The sequence below is a fragment of the Rhodoplanes sp. Z2-YC6860 genome (assembly GCF_001579845.1).
GTDB lineage: Bacteria > Pseudomonadota > Alphaproteobacteria > Rhizobiales > Xanthobacteraceae > Z2-YC6860.
On the sequence record NZ_CP007440.1, the window covers coordinates 1,867,542 to 1,888,965 of the forward strand.

The 21,424-nt window shown below is 64.1% G+C and carries 25 protein-coding genes; 11 read left to right on the top strand and 14 right to left on the bottom strand.

The genetic code is table 11. The features are described from left to right. The first annotated feature begins 148 nt into the window (after nucleotides 1–148). The 5 genes from RHPLAN_RS08745 (at nucleotide 149) to RHPLAN_RS08765 (ending at nucleotide 4,001) form a co-directional block, all read left to right on the top strand. Nucleotides 149–910 (top strand): sulfite exporter TauE/SafE family protein, encoded by a 762-nt coding sequence (locus RHPLAN_RS08745; RefSeq protein ID WP_068016079.1) that lies wholly within the window; start codon nucleotides 149–151, stop codon nucleotides 908–910. A 95-nt stretch (nucleotides 911–1,005) separates the two neighbouring features. Further along, a complete protein-coding gene (locus RHPLAN_RS08750) occupies nucleotides 1,006–1,392 on the top strand; it encodes a VOC family protein (RefSeq protein ID WP_068016081.1) in 387 nt (128 codons plus the stop codon). Between the two features lie 87 nt (nucleotides 1,393–1,479). Continuing rightward, nucleotides 1,480–1,881 carry a peptide-methionine (R)-S-oxide reductase MsrB gene (msrB, locus tag RHPLAN_RS08755; RefSeq protein WP_068030868.1) on the top strand — a complete coding sequence of 134 codons (402 nt, stop codon included), beginning with the start codon at nucleotides 1,480–1,482 and terminating at the stop codon, nucleotides 1,879–1,881. Nucleotides 1,882–2,040: 159 nt separating this feature from the next. Then, on the top strand, nucleotides 2,041–3,219 hold the full coding sequence (locus RHPLAN_RS08760) for a patatin-like phospholipase family protein (RefSeq protein WP_068030873.1): 1,179 nt from the start codon (nucleotides 2,041–2,043) through the stop codon (nucleotides 3,217–3,219). Nucleotides 3,220–3,263: 44 nt separating this feature from the next. Further along, on the top strand, nucleotides 3,264–4,001 hold the full coding sequence (locus RHPLAN_RS08765) for an acetoacetate decarboxylase (protein WP_068016084.1): 738 nt from the start codon (nucleotides 3,264–3,266) through the stop codon (nucleotides 3,999–4,001). Here RHPLAN_RS08765 and RHPLAN_RS08770 read toward each other — a convergent pair. Together RHPLAN_RS08770 and RHPLAN_RS08775 are read right to left on the bottom strand one after the other, a co-directional pair. Beyond that, a complete protein-coding gene (locus tag RHPLAN_RS08770; protein WP_068016087.1) occupies nucleotides 3,989–4,666 on the bottom strand; it encodes a DUF938 domain-containing protein in 678 nt (225 codons plus the stop codon). The two genes, RHPLAN_RS08765 and RHPLAN_RS08770, sit on opposite strands and share 13 nt — an antisense overlap. A gap of 31 nt (nucleotides 4,667–4,697) precedes the next feature. Then, nucleotides 4,698–5,537 carry an SDR family NAD(P)-dependent oxidoreductase gene (locus RHPLAN_RS08775; RefSeq protein ID WP_198164784.1) on the bottom strand — a complete coding sequence of 280 codons (840 nt, stop codon included), beginning with the start codon at nucleotides 5,535–5,537 and terminating at the stop codon, nucleotides 4,698–4,700. Nucleotides 5,538–5,625: 88 nt separating this feature from the next. On the opposite strand from RHPLAN_RS08775, the gene RHPLAN_RS08780 reads away from it, so the two are divergent. Beyond that, on the top strand, nucleotides 5,626–7,218 hold the full coding sequence (locus RHPLAN_RS08780) for an FAD-dependent monooxygenase (RefSeq protein WP_068016093.1): 1,593 nt from the start codon (nucleotides 5,626–5,628) through the stop codon (nucleotides 7,216–7,218). A gap of 189 nt (nucleotides 7,219–7,407) precedes the next feature. Here RHPLAN_RS08780 and RHPLAN_RS08785 read toward each other — a convergent pair whose 3' ends face one another. The 4 genes from RHPLAN_RS08785 to RHPLAN_RS08800 form a co-directional block, all read right to left on the bottom strand. Further along, the gene (locus RHPLAN_RS08785) at nucleotides 7,408–7,698 is read right to left on the bottom strand and encodes a hypothetical protein (RefSeq protein WP_068016095.1); all 291 of its coding nucleotides are present in this window, start codon (nucleotides 7,696–7,698) and stop codon (nucleotides 7,408–7,410) included. Nucleotides 7,699–7,714: 16 nt separating this feature from the next. After that, a complete protein-coding gene (locus RHPLAN_RS08790) occupies nucleotides 7,715–8,614 on the bottom strand; it encodes an amidohydrolase family protein (RefSeq protein ID WP_068016098.1) in 900 nt (299 codons plus the stop codon). A 257-nt stretch (nucleotides 8,615–8,871) separates the two neighbouring features. Then, nucleotides 8,872–9,846, bottom strand: a complete 975-nt coding sequence (locus RHPLAN_RS08795; protein WP_068016101.1) for a Bug family tripartite tricarboxylate transporter substrate binding protein — start codon at nucleotides 9,844–9,846, stop codon at nucleotides 8,872–8,874. Between the two features lie 71 nt (nucleotides 9,847–9,917). Further along, nucleotides 9,918–10,217, bottom strand: coding sequence for an antibiotic biosynthesis monooxygenase family protein (locus RHPLAN_RS08800; protein WP_068016104.1), 300 nt, complete (start codon nucleotides 10,215–10,217; stop codon nucleotides 9,918–9,920). 232 nt (nucleotides 10,218–10,449) lie between these two features. Between RHPLAN_RS08800 and RHPLAN_RS08805 the strand changes: the two genes are divergently transcribed. Both RHPLAN_RS08805 and RHPLAN_RS08810 read left to right on the top strand, forming a co-directional pair. After that, nucleotides 10,450–11,142 carry an EthD family reductase gene (locus RHPLAN_RS08805; protein ID WP_068016107.1) on the top strand — a complete coding sequence of 231 codons (693 nt, stop codon included), beginning with the start codon at nucleotides 10,450–10,452 and terminating at the stop codon, nucleotides 11,140–11,142. A gap of 24 nt (nucleotides 11,143–11,166) precedes the next feature. Then, the gene (locus tag RHPLAN_RS08810) at nucleotides 11,167–12,126 is read left to right on the top strand and encodes a Bug family tripartite tricarboxylate transporter substrate binding protein (protein ID WP_068016111.1); all 960 of its coding nucleotides are present in this window, start codon (nucleotides 11,167–11,169) and stop codon (nucleotides 12,124–12,126) included. Nucleotides 12,127–12,131: 5 nt separating this feature from the next. On the opposite strand, the gene RHPLAN_RS08815 is transcribed toward RHPLAN_RS08810, so the two are convergent. From RHPLAN_RS08815 to RHPLAN_RS08835, 5 genes are all read right to left on the bottom strand, one after another. Further along, on the bottom strand, nucleotides 12,132–13,019 hold the full coding sequence (locus RHPLAN_RS08815; RefSeq protein ID WP_198164786.1) for an ABC transporter permease: 888 nt from the start codon (nucleotides 13,017–13,019) through the stop codon (nucleotides 12,132–12,134). A 7-nt stretch (nucleotides 13,020–13,026) separates the two neighbouring features. Next, nucleotides 13,027–13,836, bottom strand: a complete 810-nt coding sequence (locus RHPLAN_RS08820) for an ABC transporter ATP-binding protein (RefSeq protein WP_068016114.1) — start codon at nucleotides 13,834–13,836, stop codon at nucleotides 13,027–13,029. 13 nt (nucleotides 13,837–13,849) lie between these two features. Next, nucleotides 13,850–14,872 carry an ABC transporter substrate-binding protein gene (locus RHPLAN_RS08825; protein WP_068016119.1) on the bottom strand — a complete coding sequence of 341 codons (1,023 nt, stop codon included), beginning with the start codon at nucleotides 14,870–14,872 and terminating at the stop codon, nucleotides 13,850–13,852. Nucleotides 14,873–15,186: 314 nt separating this feature from the next. After that, nucleotides 15,187–16,167: a Bug family tripartite tricarboxylate transporter substrate binding protein gene (locus RHPLAN_RS08830; RefSeq protein ID WP_068016122.1), complete on the bottom strand. Its 981-nt coding sequence runs from the start codon at nucleotides 16,165–16,167 to the stop codon at nucleotides 15,187–15,189. A 44-nt stretch (nucleotides 16,168–16,211) separates the two neighbouring features. Continuing rightward, on the bottom strand, nucleotides 16,212–16,637 hold the full coding sequence (locus tag RHPLAN_RS08835; RefSeq protein ID WP_068016124.1) for an SH3 domain-containing protein: 426 nt from the start codon (nucleotides 16,635–16,637) through the stop codon (nucleotides 16,212–16,214). A gap of 155 nt (nucleotides 16,638–16,792) precedes the next feature. On the opposite strand from RHPLAN_RS08835, the gene RHPLAN_RS08840 reads away from it, so the two are divergent. Then, on the top strand, nucleotides 16,793–17,803 hold the full coding sequence (locus RHPLAN_RS08840) for a Bug family tripartite tricarboxylate transporter substrate binding protein (RefSeq protein ID WP_157100145.1): 1,011 nt from the start codon (nucleotides 16,793–16,795) through the stop codon (nucleotides 17,801–17,803). A gap of 209 nt (nucleotides 17,804–18,012) precedes the next feature. After that, the gene (locus RHPLAN_RS08845; protein WP_068016129.1) at nucleotides 18,013–18,702 is read left to right on the top strand and encodes a phosphorylase; all 690 of its coding nucleotides are present in this window, start codon (nucleotides 18,013–18,015) and stop codon (nucleotides 18,700–18,702) included. 18 nt (nucleotides 18,703–18,720) lie between these two features. Here RHPLAN_RS08845 and RHPLAN_RS08850 read toward each other — a convergent pair whose 3' ends face one another. Beyond that, the gene (locus tag RHPLAN_RS08850; RefSeq protein WP_068016130.1) at nucleotides 18,721–19,425 is read right to left on the bottom strand and encodes an anti-sigma factor; all 705 of its coding nucleotides are present in this window, start codon (nucleotides 19,423–19,425) and stop codon (nucleotides 18,721–18,723) included. After that, the gene (locus RHPLAN_RS08855) at nucleotides 19,422–19,979 is read right to left on the bottom strand and encodes a sigma-70 family RNA polymerase sigma factor (protein ID WP_068016133.1); all 558 of its coding nucleotides are present in this window, start codon (nucleotides 19,977–19,979) and stop codon (nucleotides 19,422–19,424) included. The genes RHPLAN_RS08850 and RHPLAN_RS08855 overlap by 4 nt, the downstream gene beginning before the upstream one ends. A gap of 201 nt (nucleotides 19,980–20,180) precedes the next feature. Between RHPLAN_RS08855 and RHPLAN_RS08860 the strand changes: the two genes are divergently transcribed. Then, nucleotides 20,181–20,960 carry a DUF4394 domain-containing protein gene (locus RHPLAN_RS08860; RefSeq protein ID WP_068016136.1) on the top strand — a complete coding sequence of 260 codons (780 nt, stop codon included), beginning with the start codon at nucleotides 20,181–20,183 and terminating at the stop codon, nucleotides 20,958–20,960. 70 nt (nucleotides 20,961–21,030) lie between these two features. Here the strand turns inward: RHPLAN_RS08860 and RHPLAN_RS08865 are convergent, their stop codons facing one another. After that, nucleotides 21,031–21,393 (bottom strand): DUF3597 domain-containing protein, encoded by a 363-nt coding sequence (locus RHPLAN_RS08865; protein WP_068016139.1) that lies wholly within the window; start codon nucleotides 21,391–21,393, stop codon nucleotides 21,031–21,033. Nucleotides 21,394–21,424: the final 31 nt, after the last annotated feature.

Here is a 21,424-nt window from a genome sequence, read left to right on the forward strand (position 1 = left end):
AGGATGACGGATCGAAAGTGCGTCTGCCTCGACAAATAAACGGCGATGCTTCTACCCGCCATGCGCCGTCTGGCATTGCATCGTGCCGCGCCGGATGCTTTCTCAACGCTGGGTTGGGAGCGGCTTCAGTTCAAGAACATCAAAAACAATGGACTTCCTCGGCACCCCGGATATCGGGACGCTCGCATTTGTCGGCCTGATGGTCGCCTCGCTGGTCACGTCGTTCATCGGCGTGTTCACGGGCGCTGCCGGCGGCATCGTGCTGCTCGGGCTGATGGCCATGGTGATGCCGCCGCTCGCGCTCATTCCGGTGCACACCGTCGTGATGCTGGGCTCAGGCGTCACCCGCACCATGATCATGTGGCGCAATGTGATGCGGCCGGCCGTGATTCCCTTCGTGATCGGCTCGCTGCTTGGCGCGGCGCTAGGCGCCCGGGTGTTCGTCGCGCTCTCGACCACGTGGCTTGAGTTCATTCTCGGCGCCTTCATCCTGTTCGTGACCTGGATGCCGAAGCTCGGCCGGTTCGGCGCCGAACGTGGCCGCTTCGCCATTCTCGGATTCATGACCACCTTCCTCGGCGTGTTCGTCAGCGCCACCGGTACGCTGCTCGCGCCCTTCATCGCCGCGTCGACGCCGGACCGTCGTATTCATGTCGCCACCATGGGCGCGCTGATGGCGATCACCCACATCGCCAAGATCGCGGCCTTCGGCTTCATCGGTTTCGCGATCGGCAGCTATGTGCCGCTGATGGCCGCGATGATCGTGGCCGGCGCGGTCGGCAACTGGGTCGGCGAGGTCGCGCTGCTGAAAACCAGCGAGAAAAGCTTCCGTCTGGTGCTGCAGGTGGCGTTGACGCTGCTCGGTCTGCAGCTGCTCTGGCGAGCCGCGCAGGGCGCGGGCCTGATCTGATAGGACACTGGCGCCTCCCGCCGCGCTGTCCTAACGTTCGTCCCGATAAGCGTTTATGCGCGTCTTCGACGCGCTATGGACAGGGAGGAAACGTCATGGCCAAATTCACTTGGGACCACGTCCACATCCGCACGCCCGATCCGGAGGCGACGGCGCAGTGGTTCGAGAAGATGCTCGGCGCGGAGGTCATCCGCAGCATGCAGCAGGGCGCGCCGCGCATCGACATGAAGATCGGCGGCGCCAATGTGTTCCTCGCCCCGGTGAAAACGGGTGACGGCGTCGCGTCGCCGCCGCAGACACCGTACCAGGGCCTCGACCATTTCGGCCTGTCGGTGACCGGCATCGACGCGATCGCGGCCGATCTCAAGGCCAAGGGCGTGAAGTTCACCCGCGAGCCGACCACGGTGCGTCCCGGCACCCGCGTCTGTTTCATCGAAGGGCCGCAGGGCGTGTCGATCGAGCTGCTCGACCGGACGGTCTGACGCCGAATTGACCAGCAGCGACGGTAACAAGACTACAAGATGGGCCTGCTCGATCTTATCTTTGGGCGGAATTCAAGGAGCCAGATCATGGACACCAAGACCTATCCGGTCACCCATTCCGAGGCCGAGTGGCGCAAGATCCTGTCGCCCGAGCAATTCCACATCATGCGCGAGCACGGCACCGAACGGCCGGGCAGTTGCGCTCTCAACTTCGAAAAGCGCGCCGGCACGTTCTATTGTGCCGGCTGCGAGCAGACGCTGTTCAAATCGAAGAAGAAGTTCGAGAGCGGCACCGGCTGGCCGAGCTTCAACGATCCGGAGCCCGGCTCGATTGAGGAGACTGTGGACCGGACCTACGGCATGATCCGCACGGAGGTGCATTGCAGCCGCTGCGGCAGCCATCTCGGCCATGTGTTTCCGGACGGCCCGCCGCCTACCGGATTGCGCTATTGCATCAATGGCGTGGCGATGAACTTCAAGCCGGAGTGACCAGCCAACCTTGAGACGACGCAAAGGCCTCGGGATACCTCTTCCGGGGCTTTTGTTTTTTGCGGCGGTTGGTTTTGATGCATCGCGGTTTGGTATCAATTTTGCCAGATTCAATTGCTGCTGCATGCCTCAGCGTTTCGATTGAGCAGGGGTTTCACCGTGAACGACACGACCGCGGCCAACGGCCCAAATCACGGCAAGCACAAGCAGTTCGAGCAGGTCGCCCTGGTGCTTCAGGGCGGCGGCGCGCTCGGCTCCTACCAGGCCGGTGTCTATCAGGCGCTGGCCGAGCAAGGCGTGCACCCGGACTGGGTTGCCGGCATCTCGATCGGCGCCATCAACTCAGCGCTGATTGCCGGTAATCTGCCGGGGAAGCGCGTGGAGCGGCTCCGCGAGTTCTGGGAAAGCATCACCGAATCCGCGCTCGGCGTGCCCTATTTCAAGTCGCTGGAAATCCAGAACGCCTACACCCGCCAGGCGCTCAATCAGGCCTGGGCGGCGAACATCCTTATGTTCGGTGTGCCGAACTTCTTTACGCCGCGGCTGCCGCCGCCGGTGCTATGGCCGAGCCAGCATCCCGGCAAGGCAAGCTATTACGACACCTCACCGCTCGTTGCGACGCTCAATCGCCTGGTGGATTTCGATCTGCTCAACTCCGGGGCGATGCGTTTCAGCGTCGGTGCCGTGGAGGTCGACACCGGAAACTTCGCTTACTTCGACACGGCGCATCCGCACGACAAGGTCAGGGTCCGGGCCGAGCACATCCTGGCGAGCGGCTCGCTGCCACCGGGATTCCCGGCGACCATGGTCGACGACAAGTATTATTGGGACGGTGGCCTCGTCTCCAACACGCCGTTGCAATGGGTGCTCGACAGCCGGCCGCGGGTTGACCGGCTCGTGTTTCAGATTGATCTCTGGAACGCACGGGGCCTGGTGCCCAAGGACCTGATCGGCGTCGAGGTGCGCCAGAAGGAGATTCAGTATTCCAGCCGTACGCGTGCTGCGACCGACCAGTACAGGTACACGCAGAAGCTCCGCATCGCGGCCGCCAATCTCATCAAGAAGCTGCCTCCGGACCTGCGCGACAGCGAGGACGCCAGGCTTCTGGCGACCGAAGCCAACGACAAGGTCTGCAACATCGTACACCTGATCTATCGCGCGCGAGCCTATGAGGGCGTCGCCAAAGACTTCGAGTTTTCCCGGCGCACCATGGAGGAACACTGGAAGAGCGGCTACGAAAACGCGAAGCAGACGCTCACCGCGCCCGGCATCATGGACCTGCCGGACCGGCAGGAGGGCGTGAAGGTGTTCGACATCTGCAAGGGCGAGGCGAGTTGAGCGGCGGCTTTTGGCGGGGCGATCTGGAGACTGGAGCGTGTGTCATGAAAGAAACCGAAGTGCTGCAGCGGGCGTTCGCGATGCCGCTGACCAGCCCGGCCTATCCGATCGGTCCTTACCGTTTCGTCGATCGTGAATTCCTCATCATCACCTACCGCACCGATCCGAAGAAGCTGCGCGAACTCGTGCCGGAGCCGCTTCAGGTCGACGAGCCGCTGGTTAAATTCGAGTTCATCCGCATGCCCGACTCGACTGGCTTCGGCGACTACACCGAAAGCGGGCAGGTGATCCCGGTGTCGTTCAAGGGCCGCAAAGGCGGCTACTCGCACTGCATGTTCCTCAACGATCATCCGCCGATCGCCGGCGGGCGTGAGCTGTGGGGCTTCCCGAAGAAGCTCGCACAACCGACATTGCGCGCCGAGATCGACACGCTGGTGGGAACGCTCGACTACGGCCCGGTCCGCATCGCAACCGGCACCATGGGCTACAAACACACGGCCTTGGATCACGCGGCGGTCGCGGCGTCGCTCGCGGCGCCGAACTTTCTGCTCAAGATCATGCCGCACGTGGACGGCACGCCCCGCATCTGCGAGCTGGTCGAATACGAGCTGCAGGACATCACGCTGAAAGGCGCCTGGACCGGCCCGGCGGCGTTGAACCTCGTGTCGCACGCGTTGGCGCCGCTCGCGGAGCTGCCCGTGCTTGAGGTCGTGTCCGGCACTCACATCATCGCCGACCTGACGCTCGGCCTCGGCCGGGTCGTGCACGACTATCTGGCTTGAGCGTTCCGCTCGAAGACCAAGGTGGCGTTGTTCGACGGCATTTCGACCAGTTCGACGAAGCGAAGCCCGTTCGCGTCGGCGAGCTTCTTCAAATCCGCCGTGTCACGCACGCCCCAGGACGGATCGCGGTTGCGCAGGCTTTGGTCGAACTCGGCATTGCTTGGTGCGTTGTGCGCTCCCTCCCGGCGGAACGGACCGTAGAGGAACAGCCGCGCGCCGGCTGCGAGATGACGGCCGGCGCCGGCGAACAACCCTTCCGCAACCGACCACGGCGCGATGTGGATCACGTTGGCGCAGAACATGGCGATGAATGACGTGGGCAGGCGGTGCTCGCGCAGTTTCCAGTCCGAAGCGCTCGCGTCGAGCCGCACGGGCGCCTGAACGTCGGGAATCTTCGCATGCGCCCGCCATGCCGCGATGCTGCGCAGGTGATTGTCGTTGAGGTCGGTCGGCCACCAGGTGATGCCGGGCAGGCGGCTCGCGAAGGCGATGGCGTGCTGGCCGGTGCCGCTGCCGATTTCCAGCACATCGCCCGTACGGTTGCGGAGAAACGTTTCAAGCACCGGCGCGATCGCGGCGTGGTTGCGATGAAACGCTGCGGCGTCGAGCCGTCCGTCTTCCGGTGGCGCGGCATCCTTGCCGAACTCAACAACAAACTCAGCCATTGCTTCACACTTTCCCTACGCCGCCCCCAAACTAAGCCACCACGCCGTCCCAGCCGCCGTCATGAGCAATGACCTGGCCGGTGACGTAGTGCGACGCGTCGCTCGCCAGATATATAACGAGGCCCACCAGATCGTCAGGTACGCCGCGATGCTTCATCGCGATGCGGGCGTGGATCGCCTCCTCGAAGATTCTCGTGTCTTCCGTGGTCGAAGCCGCGCGGCGTTCGGCGCCGAGCGCAGTGCCGCCATGCCAGCCTGGCGCGATGGCGTTGCTGCGGATCTTTTCCGGCGCGTATTCGGCCGCGACCTGCCGCGTGAAGCCGATCACACCGGCCTTTGCCGCCGAATAGCTGATCGAGCCTGCGGGTGAGCCCGGCCAGAAGCCCCGCAAGCCCAAGATCGAGGAAATGTTGATGATCGAACCCGGGCCCGGCAGCATCAGCGCCAGCGCTTTACGCGTCGTCAGAAACACGCCGCGCAGGTTGATGGCCATCAGCCGGTCCCAGTCGGCCACGCTGTATTCGTGGGTGCGCATGGCGTTGGTGTTGATGCCGGCGTTGTTGACGAGGATGTCGACGCGGCCGTAATGCGCCTCGATCTCCTTCCACAACTGGTCCACGGATTTTTCGTCGGCCACGTCCACATGCGCCGGCTCGGCCTTGCCGCGCGATTGCTTGGCGAGCGAAGCGGTCTCGTCGGCGCCGGCCAGATTGCGATCGGCGCAGACCACGGTTGCGCCGAACGCCGCAAGCCCGAGCGAAAAGGATCGGCCGAGACCATTGCCCGCGCCGGTGACCACGGCCACCTTGCCGTCGAGGCGGAACAGATTCTCGAACATGCGATGGCGGCTGCCGTTTGGATGTTCACGCACGCGGAATTTCAGTATTCATGGCACGCTCCAGCCAGGGTCGCCAGCGCGGCCGGGCAGAGCAGGGGCGCGTTGTTGTCGGGGAATAGAAATGGCCAAGCGTTTTCAGGTGGTGATCGTGGGCGGTGGGCCGGTGGGCGTGGCGCTCGCCGTGCAGCTCGGCATGCGAGGTATGACCTGCGGGCTGGTCGAGACCCGCACGGACTCAGGCCGCATTCCGAAAGGCCAGAACCTCACCCACCGCACGCTGGAGACGTTCTATTTCATGGGGCTGCTCGATGAGCTGCGCGCCGCGCGGCTGATGCCGCCGGGATTCGCGATCGGCGAGATCACCACTTATCGCGACCTGAACAGTCCTTATTTCCATGCGCCGCAGGGCCGCTCCATGGTCCACGACTATTACTTCCAGCGAAACGACCGGCTGCCGCAGTACCAGATGGAGAAGGTGCTGCGCGCCAAGATGGACGCGCTGCCGGGTGTCGAGTCGCGCTTCGGCTGGACCGCCAAGACCATCGAGCAGGACGCCCAGGGCGTCCGTGTGACGATCGAAAAGGATTCCCAAAAGGAAACCTGGGAGGCGGACTACGTTGTCGGCTGCGACGGCGGTCATTCGCTCGTGCGCGAGCAGATCGGCATTGCGCGCGGCGGCACCGACTTCGACGAGCTGATGGTGCTGATCGTGTTCCGTTCCAAGGAGTTCCACGAGGGCCTGAAGCAGCGCTATCCGGAGCGTTCGACCTATCGGGCGATGCACCCCGATCTGAAGGGCTACTGGAAGTTCTTCGGCCGCATCGACGTGGGCGAGGGTTTCTTCTTCCATGCGCCGGTGCCGAAGACCACCACGCGCGAGAACTTCGACTTCACCAGGATGCTGCACGAGGCCGCGGGCTTTCCATTCAAGGTCGAGTACGACCACGTCGGCTTCTGGGACCTGCGCGTCGCGGTCGCGGAGAAATACCAGGTCGGCCGCTGCTTCATCGCGGGTGACGCTGCGCACAGCCATCCGCCCTATGGCGGCTTCGGCCTCAACAACGGCCTGGAGGATGCGGTCAATCTCGGCTGGAAGCTTGCCGCCAAGCTGCAAGGCTGGGGCGGTGACACGCTGCTCGAATCGTACAGCGAGGAGCGGCGGCCGATTTTCTACGAGGTGGCCGAGGACTTCATCGCCAAGCGCATCCGCATCGATGGCGCGTTCCTCGACCGCTACAATCCGGAGCGCGACAAGGCCGAGTTCGAGCGTGCCTGGAAGGAAAAAGAAACCGACATGGACAACCGCGCGCTGGTTTACGAGCCGAGCTACGAGGGCTCGCCGGTGGTGTTCGGCCCGCCGGGTGGAAAATCCACGGCCCATGGCGAGCACGTGTTCAAGGCGCGCAGCGGGCACCATCTGGCGCCACAGAAGCTGTCGTCGGGCCGGAATGTGTTTGAGGAGTTGGGCCCGGGCTTCACACTGCTCGCCTTCGACGCCGGCGATGCGGCCGTGAAGGCGTTCGAGCAGGCGGCCGTGGCCACCAAGGTGCCGCTGAAGGTGGTGCGTGACACTTACGCCGACGGACGGACCAAATACGAGGCGCGGATGATCCTGGTGCGCCCCGACCAGTTCATCGTCTGGACTGGCAATACGGCGCCAGACAACGCAACGCATGTCATGCACACGGTTGCGGGTCGCGGCCCGGTGATGTGAGAGCTGCTGTTAAGATCGAAGCAACTCAGGTGGACTATCTCCGTCATCCTGAGGTGCGAGCGTAACGAGCCTCGAAGGAGACGGCCCGGGATTTCGGGGCCGTCTCCTTCGAGGCTCGTTCGCTTTCGCTCTCTCGCGCCTCAGGATGACGGATCGAGAGCGTGATCGTCTCAACATCAAACGAACATGCTACCGCGCCGGCGTGTCCGACGCCGTACAGGTCGCGGGCTTCGTGGTGCACGCGATGCCGATATTGGAGCATGAAACAGCGCCGTCGGCTGCGCGCACGCAGGTGCGGCAGCCGTCCGACCATTCGCGGCAGGCGGCGGACGGCGGCGCGAGCGGACTTGCGCCATCAGGGCTTTGCGCCGGCGTCTGAGCAGGCGCTGGCTCTGGCTTAAGCGGCAAATCAGCCGCAAGCGCCGGCGTGATCGAGATCAGCACCGCCGCAAGCAACAAACGCCTGACGCCATCGCCCATGGCGCTGCTCCAGTTTTCAGATCTTCGGAAAGCCGAAGACCTCTGCCGGGTTGTCAACGAAGATGAGCTTACGGGTTTTTTCGTCCGGCACCCAGTCGAGCACCTGATCGAGCAGCGCCACGTCATTGGGCATCGGCTTGAAGTATTGCGGATGCGGCCAGTCCGAGCCCCACAGCAGCCGGTTCGGCGCATGCTCGACGAGCTTCTTCACCAGCGGATCGGTGTCGGAGAACGGGAAGTTGTCCTGCTTGGAGATGCGCGGCGACAGCTTCAGCCAGCAGCGGCCGGTGTCGAGGCATTGCAGAACGAATTTGAAGCCCTCGCCGTTGATGCCCTTGGCGGGATCGACGCCGCCCATGTGCTCCAGCACGAACTTGCCCGGCGTCTTCAGGATGTGCGGCTTCCAGCCGTCCATCTGCGCCTCGTCGGCGCGATGCAGGTAGTGCATCGACCAGCCGCGCTCGGTGGTGCGCGCGACCATCTTCTGGTCGATCTCCTTGGTGAGCCGCCAGGTGATGCGATAGCCGACCACGCCGGATTTGGTGAGGATGTCGAGCTCTCCGTCGGTGATGTGCGGCCACGGCACGATCACCGAACGGATGCGATCGCCGAGCCGGTTCTGCGCGTGCAGCGCGATCTCGTAATTGTGCTCGTACATCATCGACAGCACGTGCAGCCCGCGCGACAGGCCCAGCGCGTCCTGCATCTTCAGCCAGTCCTCGATCGGCGTGTCTTCGAACTGCAGATGGCTGAACACGTGGTTCGGCTTCAGCGTGAACTGCTTCTGCGGGCCGATGAAATGGAAATGGCAGTCGGTGGCGCCTGGCGGCAGTTTCAGCTTCGGCTTCGGATAGTTGCGATCGATCTTCGGCGAGAACGGGCGGGTGTCGGGGGCAGGGGTGGTCGTGGTGTTCATTGGTGTTTCCAGAATTGAAGCTTGAGTGTTTGAAGTTGGTGCGAGATCGGCGGTGCTTCACCCTCCCCTGGAGGGGGAGGGTCGCGCGCGTAGCGCGCGGGGTGGGGTGATCCCCTTCGCAAAAAAGATCACCCCACCCCGCCCGCCTCCGCCATAGCGCGTCGAAGACGCGCGTGAACGCGCTTGTGGCTCCGGCGGTCGACCCTCCCCCTCCAGGGGAGGGTGGGCACCACCGATGCTGCACCGCCGATCCAAACTCATTCACCAGTCACTTTGATGTTCGCCTTCTGCATCACGTCGGTCCACTTCGCGGTTTCGTCGTTCAGGAACTTGGTGAATTCTGCGGGCGTGCTGCCGTTGGCGTCGGAGCCAAGCTGGCCGAGCCGGTCGATGACCTCTTTCTTGCTCAACGCGGTGCGGATCGCGGTGCTGAGCTTGTCCACCACGGCGGGCGGCGTGCCCTTCGGCGCGAACAATCCGTTGAAGGTGATGCCCTGCACGTCGGGCAGGCCTGCTTCGATGATGGTCGGCACATCGGGCACCGCCGGCGCGCGCTTCGGCCCGAGCACCGCGAGCGCGCGCAGCTTGCCGGACTCGAGATACTGGCGCGAATCCGTGAGCTGCATGAATCCGACATCGACATGGCCGGCCATCAGATCGTTGATCGCCGGCGCGTTGCCGCGATAGTGCACCTCGGTCCAGGTGATGCCGGTCTTGAGCTTGAGCAGCTCGGCCATGAAATGGTTGATGCTGGCGCCGCTCGACGTCGCGAGCGTCAGCTTGCCGGGATTCTTTTTCGCGTAGTCGATCAGTTCGCCCACGGTCTTGACCGGCAGGTTCGGCGTGACCAGCAGCATGTTGGTTGCGACCGCGAGCCCGCTGACCGGTTCAAACGCCTGATCCCAGCGATAGGGCGGCTTCGGCATGGTCATCGGTCCGAGCAGGATCGATGCGTTGGAGCCGACGAACAGCGTGGAGCCATCGGGCGCCGAGCGCGCCACGTAATCGCCCGCTATGAGCCCGCCGGCACCCGGCCGGTTCTCGACGATGATCGGCTGGCCGAGCGTCTCGCCAATGCCGGCCTGCAGGATGCGCGTCGAGATATCGACGTTGCCGCCGGCGGCGTAGGGAACGACGAAGGTGATCGGCTTGGTCGGAAACTGCTGCGCGGCCGCCGGTGAGACAGCCACCACGAGCGCCGTCAGTGCGAAAATCCAGCGGGTTGCGCCCATGAAATCCTCCCGGTTCTTGTTATCGCGGGCGGACCCTACGGCCTGGGTGGGAGGCGGACAAGCCGGGACAGTTAGAATGCCTTCAATGTCTCCTGCACATGCTCGACCGACGGCGTTCCATCGAAGGTGTGCGCCACGAGCTTGCGCCACTCCTGCCAGTCGGCGCTGCCGTAGAAATCCTTGGTGTGGTTCTCGACCGTCTCCCAGGTCAGAAACAGCCGGTAGCGGCTGGGCTTCTCCACCGAGCGCTGCAGCGACATCGCCTTGCAGCCCTTGGCGCGCTTGAAAAACGGCGCGGCCTTGGCGACGCCGGCTTCGAACTCGGCCTCCTGGCCCGGCTTGACGTCGATCTGGGCGATTTCGAGAAACATGCGCGGCTCCTGGTTCTGCGGAGCGGGATTTCGCCCGGCTTTCGTTGCAGCCGTCAAGGCGGTAGCCTCGGTGCATGGCTGTCTCGCAACTCGTCTTCTTCCTGATCTGGCTCCTGGCCGCGCTTGCGGCCGGTGTCGCGCTCTATGTGGTCTGGCAGCGGGCCTATGAGCGGCACGGGTGACAAGGCGTCGCCGTCATTTCTTCCCGTAACAACGAAAGCACGCGGTCAGCATGGGCCTGTCGTTATTCATTCATCTCCACGGCAAACCGGCTGACGCGGCCGGGCTTGATGCAGTAGCCGCGCGCGCGCTCGAGCAACTCAAGCGGACGCTAGGCCCATCGAATTCCATCCTCATGCACACGCCGCTCACGGTTCCGGGGCAGGACCCGCTGCCGGTCGCGCAGGACGCGCGCCTGCTGCTCTGCCAGTTGTATTTTCCGGACGACGCGGCGCTGGCCGCTGCGTGCGAGGCCATCAAGGCTGCATTTGCCGGATTGGCGTCGGCCAAAGGCGTCCATGACACCCACGCCCACGTGATGAGCACGGAATGGCTCAAGAGCGGCAGCCCCGAGGACTCGCGAGCGCCCCCGAAAGCGGTGTCTTTCTTCGTCCAGTACGACGGACCGGCGGAAAATCCGGCGGCGTTTCACGCCTACTACCGTGCGCACCACGTCCCGATCGTGTTCCGGATGCCCGGCATCCGCAGCGTCACGTACTATCTGCCGGCGACGGCGAAGCCGCCGGCGATCGGCCGTGCGGTCGAGCGCTTGCAGATCGTGCAGGCGGTGTTTGATTCCGCCGAGGACTTCGTGAAGATGCGTCAGTCGGCGGAGCGCAAGGAAGGCCTGCGCGACTTCGACAACTATCCGAAGTTCGAAGGCGCGGTGACCCATCAGGTCATGCAGAGCCGCCGCTTCGACTGAACGGATCGGGGAGGGGGGACGACCATGCGGCTTTTGCTTCTGCTCGTTGCGGCGCTGTGGACAGGCGTGGCGGCCCGTGCTGCCGAGTATCCGACCAAGCCCATTCACGTGATCGTGCCTTACGGAGCGGGCAGCACCGGAGAGGCCGCGCTCCGCGTCGTCGCCAATGTGGTGGAGTCCAAGCTCGGCCAGCCCATCATCATCGAGTCGCGTCCTGGTGCGGCGGGCAATCTCGGCGCAGCTTTCGTCGCGAAATCCGATCCCGACGGCTACACGCTGCTGCTCGGCGCCACCAACAACTTTGTCATCAATCAGTACCTTTATCCGAACATGGGCTTCGATCCGCTCACAGGCTTCGAGCCCATCGGAGTCCTGGTCGAGCTGCCATTCTTCATCTACGCCAGCCCGCAGCTTCCGGCGAAGACGCTGAGCGAGGTGATCCAACTCGCCAAGCAGAAGCCCGGCTCCCTGAACTACGCTTCGTCGGGAGTCGGCACGCCGATGCATCTCGGCGGGGTGCTGTTCGCACGTTTCGCCGGCGTGGAGATGACGCACGTGCCCTACCGAGCCGGCAACCAGTCGGTGGCGGCGCTGCTCGCGGGCGACGTGCAGTTCTACATCGGCACGGTCCCAGGCGCCGCAGAGCTCGAAAAGGCCAACAAGCTGCGGATATTGTCGAGCGCCGGCCAGAAGCGTGCACCGACGCTGCCCAGCGTCATGTCTGCCGCTGAAGCAGGCTTGCCGAACTTCGAGATCAGCAACTGGTGGGGGCTGGTGGCGCCCAAAGGGACGCCGCAGCCGGTCATCGACGCGCTGTCGCGCGAGTTTCGCGCGGCGCTCGCCGATCAATCGATGAAGGATCGCCTGCTGCAGATCAACATGGTGGCGATCGGCAACGGGCCAAAGGAATTCGCCGATCAGATGAAGCGCGAGTCCGATATGTGGCGTGACGTCATCAAGACCGCGAACATCACGATCAACTGACGCGGCTAATTTCCGCTGCTTGCGCTGCCGTGCCGCCGCAGCGCCGTGGCCTCCAGCCACTGAATGCCGGCGAACAGCAGCGACGAGATCACCGCGAGCACCACGATCGCGGTCATCACCAGGTTCATCTGGAAGATCTGGCTGCCGTAGGTGATGAGATAGCCGAGTCCTGCCTTGGCCGACTGGAACTCACCGACCACGACGCCGACCAGCGCCAAGCCGACATTGACCTTCAGCGCCGCGATCATCGTCGGCACGCTGCCTGGCAGCACGATCTTGATCAGCACCTTGAAGCGCGAGGCGCCGAATAGCCGCACCAGTCTTATCTTGTCCGGATCAATCGACTGGAATCCGGTATAGAGCATCAGGATGGTAACGAACACGCTGATCGCGATCGCCATGGCGTAGATCGAGGCGATGTCGCCCAGCCAGATGTAGAAGATCGGCACCAAAGCGATCTTGGGGATCGCGTTCAGCACCACGATGAACGGATCGAGTATCCGATAGACATAGGGTGACCACCACAGCACCACGGCGCAGAAGGTGCCAAGCAGCATACCGCCGATGAAGCCGACGACGGTCTCGCTGATGGTGGCGAGCGTGTGAGTCTGGAGGCTGCCGTCCTCGAGCAGCGTCATAAAGGTGCGTACCACGGCGCTTGGATAACTGGTCAGCATCGGGTTGATCAGGCCCGTGCGCGGCAAGATCTCCCAGAGAACGAGAACCGCGGCGACGAGGCCGACCTGCCAGAGTTGGATCGTCAGCGTTCGGCGTCGCAGGGCTTTGAGATACGAAGAGTAAGCGGCGCTCGGTGCGGGCCCCTGCGCATGGTCGGCAGCGGGCGCCCGCGAAAAGTGCGACAGCAGCGACTTGGTGCTTGTGATCATCGTCATGCGCCCCTCACTGCATCTGGTGGATGTCGAGCTCGTCCCAGATGGTCTGGAAAAAGCCCGCGAATTCGCCGCACTTCCTGGCCTGGAACGGCGTCGGCCGCATCGGGCCGAAGCTCGGGAACGTGATGCGGTGCTCGGACTTGATACGCCCCGGGCGCCGGCTCATGACGATGACACGGTCCGCCATGCTGATCGCCTCGCCGATATCGTGGGTCACGAGGATGACAGTCTTCTGCTCGGCGGTGAGGATGCCCGCGACTTCGTCGGAGAGCGCCAGCCGGGTTTGATAGTCGAGCGCCGAGAACGGCTCGTCGAGCAGCAGCAAATCCGGCTCGCAGCACAGGGTGCGGGCCAGCGCCGCGCGCTGACGCATGCCGCCCGACAGTTGGCTCGGCAAGCTGTGCAGAAATTCGCCGAGGCCGTAGCGCGTGAGCAGCTCCTCGGCGCGGCGGCGTGATACCTTCATGTCGCGGCCGAGAAGCTCGGCGCCGATCACCACGTTGTCCAGAATGGTGCGCCAGTCGAGCAGCGTGTCCTTCTGAAACATGTAGCCGACGCGCGGCGACGGCTTGGTCACGGCCTGGCCGTCGATCCGGATGCTGCCGCGCGACGGCGGCAGCAAGCCTGAGATCATCGAAAGGAGCGTGCTCTTGCCGCAGCCCGAGGAGCCGACGATCGCGATGAACTCGCCCGGCGCCACCTTGAGAGACACGTTGGAGAGCGCGAGCGTTTCGCGTTCGGGCGTGAAGTAGTTCAGCGTGACGCTGTCGATCTCCACCGCTGGCTGCGCAGCGCTTGCATGGTCAAGCATTGTCATCGGCCACCTCGCGTTACTTGCTGCCGGCAAGCGTCTTCGTCGCGGCCTCGCCATAAGAAGTGTCGACGAGAGCCTCGTAAGGCACCTCCTTGCCGGCCGGCAACACGCCGCCGGACACCATGATCTCCTGCGCCTTGGCGAGACCGGCCTTGTCCAGGATGGTGCTGGTTGCCCAGATCGGCACGCCAGCCGTGCGATAACGGTTCACCACCGTGACGCCATCGTCGATCGCCAGACCTGGGAAGAACGGCGCGACGGTCTCGGCGATCTCGCGCTCGCTGGCGTTCTGCACGAAGACCTGGGCCCGGGCGATGGCGTTGGTCCACTTCTGCGCAATGTCCTTGTGCTTCTCGAGCCAGCTCTTCTTGGCGAAGAACAGCGTGTAGTCGGCGCGCCCGACCTCCTTGCCGACCGAAGCGAAGTAGTGCGCATGACCACCCTGGATCAGTTTGGTCAGGTTCGGTTCGTTGAAGATGCCGAAGTCGCCGACGCCGGAAATCCAGGCGCCGTCGCGCGCGGTCTGCGCCACGTTGGTCGTGATACCCTTGATGGTCGCGGCGTCGACCTTGTTCTGCTTGAGCACGTATTCGAGATAGAGCTCCGGCGTGCTGCCCGGCCGGTAGCCCATGATCTTCTTGCCGTTGATCGCCGACCAGTCGACCTTGTCGTACTTCTGGCGCGAGGCGATGAACAAGCCGTCGGTCGCGGTCAGCGCACAGAAGATGATCGGCTTGTCGGCCGATTCACCGTTGTAGATGTAGATCGGTACTTCGGGGCCGGCGAGGCCGAAATCGGCGCCGCCTGACAGCACCATGGCCCCGGTTCGGTCGCCGCCGTTGTTGGTGATCAGCTCGATATCGAGGCCTTCGTCCTTCGCGTAACCCTTGGCGATCGCGACATACATCGGCATGTAGAACTGCGAGCGGATCACCTCGGCGAGCTTGACCTTGACCAGCTCCGCGGCGTGCGCCGGCGCGAACGAGAGTATCGCGCCTAAAATAAAGCCCAGGGTGTGAGTTCCGGCTTTCGCGATCATTGCTGGCCCTTTCGTCACTTGGAAATCTTTGATCAAGCAACGGGCATGCCACCAGGGCTGGGCAACAAACGGCACGTAGCCGATTGGAAGGCCAGGGGTTTTGACGTGAGGCCGGGTTTCGGCGCGGCGTCGAGGCCGCACCGATCCGTGCTGGTGTTGATCATCTTTGCGGCAGGTCGCCCAGGAAACCGACCCTCGGCTAATCCAAATTCGCAATCCCTGGAGAGCCGGTCATGCTTCGGCGATGTTCAGAAGGGCACTCTGACGAAGTGTGGGCTTGAGCAGAGGTATTTGTGAAACGCCGCACACGGCGCTCAATCCCCCTTGATCCCGGCGCGCTTGATCACCGCCTCCCACTTCACGTGCTCCGACGCGATGTATTTGTCGAACGCATCCGGCCCGAGGCTCGTGACCACGAAGCTCCGCGCCTCCAGCGCCTTCTTCACGTCGGGCCGCGCAATGATCTCCGCCACGTCGGCCGCGATCTTGTCGCGGATGTCGTGGGGTGTTCCCGCGGGAGCAAAGAGGCCGAATGAGCCCTGCGAGGTGTAGCCCGGCACGCCGGCCTCCTGCATGGTCGGGATATCCGGCACCAGCGGATTGCGCTCGGCGGTCGAAACGGCGAGCGCCTTGAGCTTATGGCTTTCGATGTGCGGCAGGATGTTCGACATGCCATTGATGGTCATGTCGATCTCGCCCTGCAGGATCGCCATGGTGGCTTCGTTGGCGCCCTTGTAGGGCACGTGGACGAGCTTCACGCCGGCGATGGCGGCGAAATATTCGGTGGCGATGCGCTGGATGGTGCCGGCGCCCGTGGTGCCGAACGTGATGGTGTCGGGCTTGGCCTTGGCGAGCGCGATCAGCTCCTTGACGTTCGACACCGGCACCTTGTTGGCGACCGCCAGCATGTGCGGAATCGACGCAATCAGCGCGATCGTGTCGAGTTCCTTCATCGAATAGGGCAGCGTCGCATAGAGCAGCGGATTGAGCACGAACGTCTGATCGGCGGCGAGCAACAGCGTGTAGCCGTCGGCCGGGCTCTTCGCCGCGGCCACGGTGCCGACCATGGTGTTGCCGCCGGCGCGGTTCTCGATCACGACACCCTGGCCCCACTTCTCCGAGAGTGCCTGGCCGACCATTCGCATCAGCACGTCCGGCGCGCCGCCCGCGGTGAACGGGATGATCACGCGGACGGGGCGGTTCGGATAATCGAGCGCCGATGCGGAACGCGACGGCAGGACGGTGGCGGAGAAAAAGGTGAGAGCCGCGGCAAGCGCCGCGAAGACAACGCGCATCGTGTTCCTTCCCTGAACTTCAGGCTTCTACGAGGAGCTTGCGGCTACCAGTAGTGGCGGCGCCAGCCCCATGGCCGGTAGTACGGCCGATAGCCGTAGTAATAGACGGGCGGCGGGCCGTAAGCGACCGGTGGATCGACAGGGACGTATTCGTCCTCGGTATAGCCGCGGCCTGGACCCGGGCCGGGACGCGCTGCGGCAGTACGCCGCGGCGCCGGCACGCGGCCGCTGCGGTCGAGCGCGGTGGCGATGGCAAAGCCTTTCTTGCCCTGCCATTCGACCTCGCACCATTCGCTGCAATTGGAGGCGTCGACCATTGAACCGGTCGGAATCTTGACCACGACTTCGTTGTTGGTGCCGGCGGCGGTGCGCAGGTTCACGGTGGAGACGACGTAGGCTGGTGCGGCGAAGGCCGCGCCTGAGAAAAGCAGGCAGGCGGCGACGCCGATCGAAGTGCGCAAAGCATGCATGGCAGGTGGCTCCGGTCCCGCCCCCGATCGGATTTAACCAGAGATCGCGGCAGAACTTCAACGCGAGCCTTCTGCGGAATGCGGCATGGCGCCCGTTGCGGGCTTCACCGCAACTTCCTAGCATGGCGGTAAAATAAAGATCGGGAGGATTGATCGTGGCTTTCTCGCGCACCATCGCGCCGTCGCGGCGCCGCGTTTTGAAATCGGCCGCAGTGCTGGCCGCAGGGGTGGCGACGCCAAGCATTCTGACGAGCCGAGCCTTCGCGGCCTATCCGGACCGGCCGGTGCGGATCGTGGTCGCCAACACGCCGGGCGGGCCTTCCGACATCATCGCGCGCTTCATGGCGACGGCTATGGGCGATCCGCTCGGAGGCTCCGTCATTGTGGAGAACAAGGGCGGCGCGGGCGGCAATATCGGAATGGGCTATGTCGCGCGCGCGGATGCCGATGGCTACACCATTTTGCTGACCACCAGCGCGTTTGCGGTCAACCCGGGCCTTTACAATTCTCTGCCCTACGATCCGTTCAAGGATTTCGCCCCGATCTGCGAGCTCGCCGTTTCGCCCAACGTGTTCGCGGTGAAGCCCGATCTCGGTGTCGGCACCATGAAGGAGTTCGTGGCGCTGGCGAAGAAGGACCCCGGCAAGTTCAACGTGTCCTCGCCGCCGATCGGCACCACGCCACAACTCGAGGCCGAGGTGCTCAAGGCCCGCGAGGGCCTGCATGGCATGGCCACGGTGGTGTTTGCCGGCGGCGGTGACGCGCTGAAGGCGCTGATCGCCGGCACGGTGCAACTCTCGTCGGGCGTGCTCGCGCCGGCGCATCCGCAGATCAAGGCCGGCCAGATCAAAGGCCTCGCCGTGACCGGCACCAAACGCTGGCCCGACCTGCCGGACATCCCGACCATGGCGGAGGCGGGCTTCGACGACTTCGTGTTCGAGACCTATTGCGCCCTGATGGCTCCGGCGAAGACGCCGCCTGAGATTGTCTCAAAACTGGAAAAGGTCGCCCTCGGTGTCCTGGCCAAACCGGACTTCAGGGAGAAGCTGATCCAAGCCGGCTTCGAGATCACGGCCAAAACCGGAAAGGAACACATGGAACGGGTGGCCAAAGAGGTTCCCATGTACAAAAAGATCATCGAGGGCGCCAAAATCGCCAAGCTTTAGGGGCTGCTCGGAACCCCAGGTGAAGCCTGTGAAAATGAGGCTTGTGTGACAAGGGTGTTACCCGTAAATCACACATTCCTGTGACTTGTTCGCACTGCAGCGAATTGGAATGCCGTGTGCTTTGATACTGTGTACGCTTGCTAATAAAAGGGGACGGGGGCTCGAATGCGATTCCACTCGGTGGCCGTTCGATCCTGAAGGGCCACAACGTGAACGACCGACCGATTATCGCTGTCACTTGCCTTTCCTTTGAGGCTCAAGTCGCTGCAGGACCAGGGGTTTCCGTTCTTTGCGGGGCGGCCCAACGCTACATCGACAAGCTCGAAGCGGCGGTCGAGGCGGGCGGCAGCGGCATCATCAGCATCGGTATCGCCGGCGGACTCGCGCCTGGTTTGTCACCAGGTGACTGGGTCGTTGCCTCCGGCGTGATTACCGATGGTGTGCGCATCCCGACCGATACCCGCTGGTCGCAAAAGCTTTTGAACGCGCTGCCTCGCGCGGTGCATGCCGATATCTCAGGCGTCGATGCTCCGGTGGTCGCCGAGTCCGACAAGCGGGCGCTGCATCAGACCCACGGGACCGTCGCCTGCGACATGGAATCCCACATCGCGGCGCGCATCGCGGCTCGTCACGGCGTGCCGTTCGCGGCCTGCAGGGTGATCATCGATCCGGCCGAGCGGACCTTGCCGCCGGCAGCGCTGGTCGGCATGCGCTCCGACGGCCGCCCCGATGTGTTCGCGGTGGCCCGCTCGCTGATCCAGCAGCCGCGGCAGGTGTTCGCGCTGCTGCGCGTCGTCGCCGATCTTCGTGCTGCGCGCACCGCGCTGTCCGACGGCCGCCGCCGTCTCGGCGGCAACCTGAGCTTCCCGGGCGAACTGCAGCTCAATCCGTCGGTCTGACGAACGGTCTTTCCGCGCTTACAGCGCCTCCGCGGTGTTGCCCTTGAACAGGATCGGCCCGGTCGGCCGTCCGGTCGGCGAGCCGGTCGCGGGCTCCAGCGTCATCTCGAACAACTGGTCAGGCTTCGGCGCCGGCAGGTCCTTCAACGACAGCGTCAGCGAGCGCGCCCGATCCATCAGGCCGACCGACACCGGACCGCGCTCGCGGCTCGGCAGGGTCCAGACCTCAATGGCGCGGCCCGACGGCACGCTGATATCGGTGAGCGGCATCAGCACCACGCGGCCGTCGGCGAATGCCTGCACCACCGCGCCGGTGCGATTGCCGTCGACCAGCACCGCGATCAGGGTCGGCTGCTGATAAGCCGTGCGCAGCGCAAAGCCGAGCCCAACGGCGAGCAGAAGCGCCGCGAACGACGTGCCGAGCGCGGCGGCCCGCATGGCCGGCAGGCTGTTCCAGAATCGCGACCATGGCGACGGCGAAGCGGGTTCGCTCGCGGCGCTTCCCGACACGCCGGATTCGATGTTGCGCCAGAGCGCTTCGCCGGCTGACTGCTTTTCCGCGGTGTCGTCGAACGCTGCAAACCGCGTGCGCCATGCTTCAACCTCGCGTGCGAATTCCGCATCGCTCGCGATCCGCTGTTCGGCTGCGGTCTGGGCTTCGCCTTCAAGGACACCGAGCACATATTCGCCGGCCGAGGCTTTGTCGTCAGCGGTGATCGTCATCCCATGCACTCCTGCAACGAGATGAGGCTTCGCCGCACCCAGCTCTTCGCCGTGCCGAGCGGCACGCCAAGCTTGCCGGCCAACTCGCCATGCGACAGTCCGTGCACGTAAGCCAGCACGACCGCGGCGCGGCGTGACGCGTCGAGCCTTTCGAGACAGCGCCGCAGTGCGCTGTGCTCAGGCAGCCGGGTCAGCGCGCTTTCGGTCGCCGGCACGGCTTCTTCGGCAAGGCTTTCGTCGGCGGTGAAGCGGCTCTCGTCGCGCAGGATGGTCAGTGCGCAGTTGCGCAGGATGGCATAGAGCCAGCTTCGCGCCGCGCCCTTGGCCAGATCGAAGGTACGGGCCGAGCGCCACACCCGCATGAAGGCGTCCTGCACGGCTTCCTCGGCCAGATCCTGCCGCCGCAACATCCGGCGCGCGACGCCGACCATGCGGCCCGCCTCGATGTCGTAGATAACGCGGAGCGCCGCGCGTTCGCCTGCGGCGCACCGGGCGAGGGCTGCGGCGACCTGCGCCTCGGTCGCGCCGTCGGCGGCTGAGTCGGTGGTGATCATCGGTTACCGGCCTGCAATCATCCTACGCAAACTCCCCGAAAGACCCAAGACGGGCCAATGTCACAGCCGACTACTGCGGCTTCACCTGTTTGGATGCAGGGCGCTCAATTTTCTTTTACGGCGCCTTCGGCATCCGGCCCTCGCTCCCGCCCGTATCCGAAGTGGTCGCAATCGGCGACAGCGATTCCAAGGGAGAGTGTCATGAGCATCCGAACCATTCTGGCCGCGTCGGCGGTCTTTCTGATCGGAACGGCGGCAGCGCAGGCCGCAGAGGTGGCTGCACTTTCGGGCGACAACACCGTCTCGATCGTGGATACCGGTAAGAAGGCCGTGATCAAGACCTGGAAGATCTCCGGTATGTCCGGGAAAGTGCTGGGCTTCGACATCCGCCCGGCGGACGGCATGCTCTATGCGGTCGGCTCCGACGGCGGCATCTACACGGTCGACCTCGGAAGCGGCAAGGCGACCATGAAGTCGAAACTCGAAAAGACGCTGGCCGCGGGCTCGTCGGCGACGGTCGACTTCAACCCGGTCGCGGACCGTATGCGGCTGATGAGCAACGACGGCACCAGCCTCCGAGTCAATGTCGACGATGGCAAGGTCACGACGGATGGCTCGCACAAGTTTGCCGACACCGACATGCACAAGGGCGAAAAGCCGAACATCGTGGCCGGCGCCTACACGAATTCGGTGAAGGGTGCGAAGGAGACCGCGCTCTATAACATCGATGGCACGATCGGCGCGCTGATCAAGCAGGCACCGCCGAATGATGGCGTGCTGAATGCGGTCGGCAAGCTCGGCACAAAGGTCGACACCGTGGCGTTCGACATCTGGTTGGACGGCAACGGCAAGAACGAAGCCTGGCTGATGTCAGGCGACTGGTTGCTGAGCGTCGATCTGGCAACCGGCAAGGCCACGCCTGCCGTTCAGATCAAAGGTGTAAGCGGCGTTCGCGATATCGCGATCTTGCCTGCGATGTAAACAATCTGCGGAGCGAGGCTTCGGCGCGCGTCAGGCTTGGCTTCTGTCGCGCGCCGTTGCTTGTTCGATGTCAGGTCTTGATGTCCGGCGGCAGCTTGCCGCCGTTGGCGGCGAGCTTCTGCATGATCTGCTTGTGCAGCCAGATGTTCATGGTCGCCGAGTCATTGGTGTCGCCGGTGTACTTCAGCTCTTTGGCGAGTTCTTTGCGCGCGGCGAGGCCGCTGTCGAGATCGAGCACCTTCATCAGGTCGACGATCGACGTCTTCCACGCAAGCTTTTCTTTTTTCGCCGCGGCGGCCTTGTCGAGGATCGCGGCCACGTCCACCGTCGGTGCGCTCGGTGCCGGAGCTGCCGTTTCGCCGCTGACCGCCGCCGTCGCTGCTGGCGAGCTGTGACCGAAAATTGCGCCTACGATGCTGCTGAAGATACCCATTGTTTTTCGCCCTTGGTTCGAGAACTAACGC

Bases quoted from the DNA above. Each gene is read 5' to 3' on its own strand.
- RHPLAN_RS08860 (WP_068016136.1), top strand. From the start codon at position 20,181: ATGAGCATCCGAACCATTCTGGCCGCGTCGGCGGTCTTTCTGATCGGA.
- RHPLAN_RS08750 (WP_068016081.1), top strand. From the start codon at position 1,006: ATGGCCAAATTCACTTGGGACCACGTCCACATCCGCACGCCCGATCCG.
- RHPLAN_RS08810 (WP_068016111.1), top strand. From the start codon at position 11,167: ATGCGGCTTTTGCTTCTGCTCGTTGCGGCGCTGTGGACAGGCGTGGCG.
- RHPLAN_RS08835 (WP_068016124.1), bottom strand. From the start codon at position 16,637: ATGCATGCTTTGCGCACTTCGATCGGCGTCGCCGCCTGCCTGCTTTTC.
- RHPLAN_RS08745 (WP_068016079.1), top strand. From the start codon at position 149: ATGGACTTCCTCGGCACCCCGGATATCGGGACGCTCGCATTTGTCGGC.
- RHPLAN_RS08785 (WP_068016095.1), bottom strand. From the start codon at position 7,698: ATGGGCGATGGCGTCAGGCGTTTGTTGCTTGCGGCGGTGCTGATCTCG.
- RHPLAN_RS08790 (WP_068016098.1), bottom strand. From the start codon at position 8,614: ATGAACACCACGACCACCCCTGCCCCCGACACCCGCCCGTTCTCGCCG.
- RHPLAN_RS08830 (WP_068016122.1), bottom strand. From the start codon at position 16,167: ATGCGCGTTGTCTTCGCGGCGCTTGCCGCGGCTCTCACCTTTTTCTCC.
- RHPLAN_RS08795 (WP_068016101.1), bottom strand. From the start codon at position 9,846: ATGGGCGCAACCCGCTGGATTTTCGCACTGACGGCGCTCGTGGTGGCT.
- msrB (WP_068030868.1), top strand. From the start codon at position 1,480: ATGGACACCAAGACCTATCCGGTCACCCATTCCGAGGCCGAGTGGCGC.
- RHPLAN_RS08850 (WP_068016130.1), bottom strand. From the start codon at position 19,425: ATGACGATCACCGCTGACGACAAAGCCTCGGCCGGCGAATATGTGCTC.
- RHPLAN_RS08825 (WP_068016119.1), bottom strand. From the start codon at position 14,872: ATGATCGCGAAAGCCGGAACTCACACCCTGGGCTTTATTTTAGGCGCG.
- RHPLAN_RS08780 (WP_068016093.1), top strand. From the start codon at position 5,626: ATGGCCAAGCGTTTTCAGGTGGTGATCGTGGGCGGTGGGCCGGTGGGC.
- RHPLAN_RS08820 (WP_068016114.1), bottom strand. From the start codon at position 13,836: ATGACAATGCTTGACCATGCAAGCGCTGCGCAGCCAGCGGTGGAGATC.
- RHPLAN_RS08815 (WP_198164786.1), bottom strand. From the start codon at position 13,019: ATGACGATGATCACAAGCACCAAGTCGCTGCTGTCGCACTTTTCGCGG.
- RHPLAN_RS08765 (WP_068016084.1), top strand. From the start codon at position 3,264: ATGAAAGAAACCGAAGTGCTGCAGCGGGCGTTCGCGATGCCGCTGACC.
- RHPLAN_RS08805 (WP_068016107.1), top strand. From the start codon at position 10,450: ATGGGCCTGTCGTTATTCATTCATCTCCACGGCAAACCGGCTGACGCG.
- RHPLAN_RS08865 (WP_068016139.1), bottom strand. From the start codon at position 21,393: ATGGGTATCTTCAGCAGCATCGTAGGCGCAATTTTCGGTCACAGCTCG.
- RHPLAN_RS08800 (WP_068016104.1), bottom strand. From the start codon at position 10,217: ATGTTTCTCGAAATCGCCCAGATCGACGTCAAGCCGGGCCAGGAGGCC.
- RHPLAN_RS08855 (WP_068016133.1), bottom strand. From the start codon at position 19,979: ATGATCACCACCGACTCAGCCGCCGACGGCGCGACCGAGGCGCAGGTC.
- RHPLAN_RS08770 (WP_068016087.1), bottom strand. From the start codon at position 4,666: ATGGCTGAGTTTGTTGTTGAGTTCGGCAAGGATGCCGCGCCACCGGAA.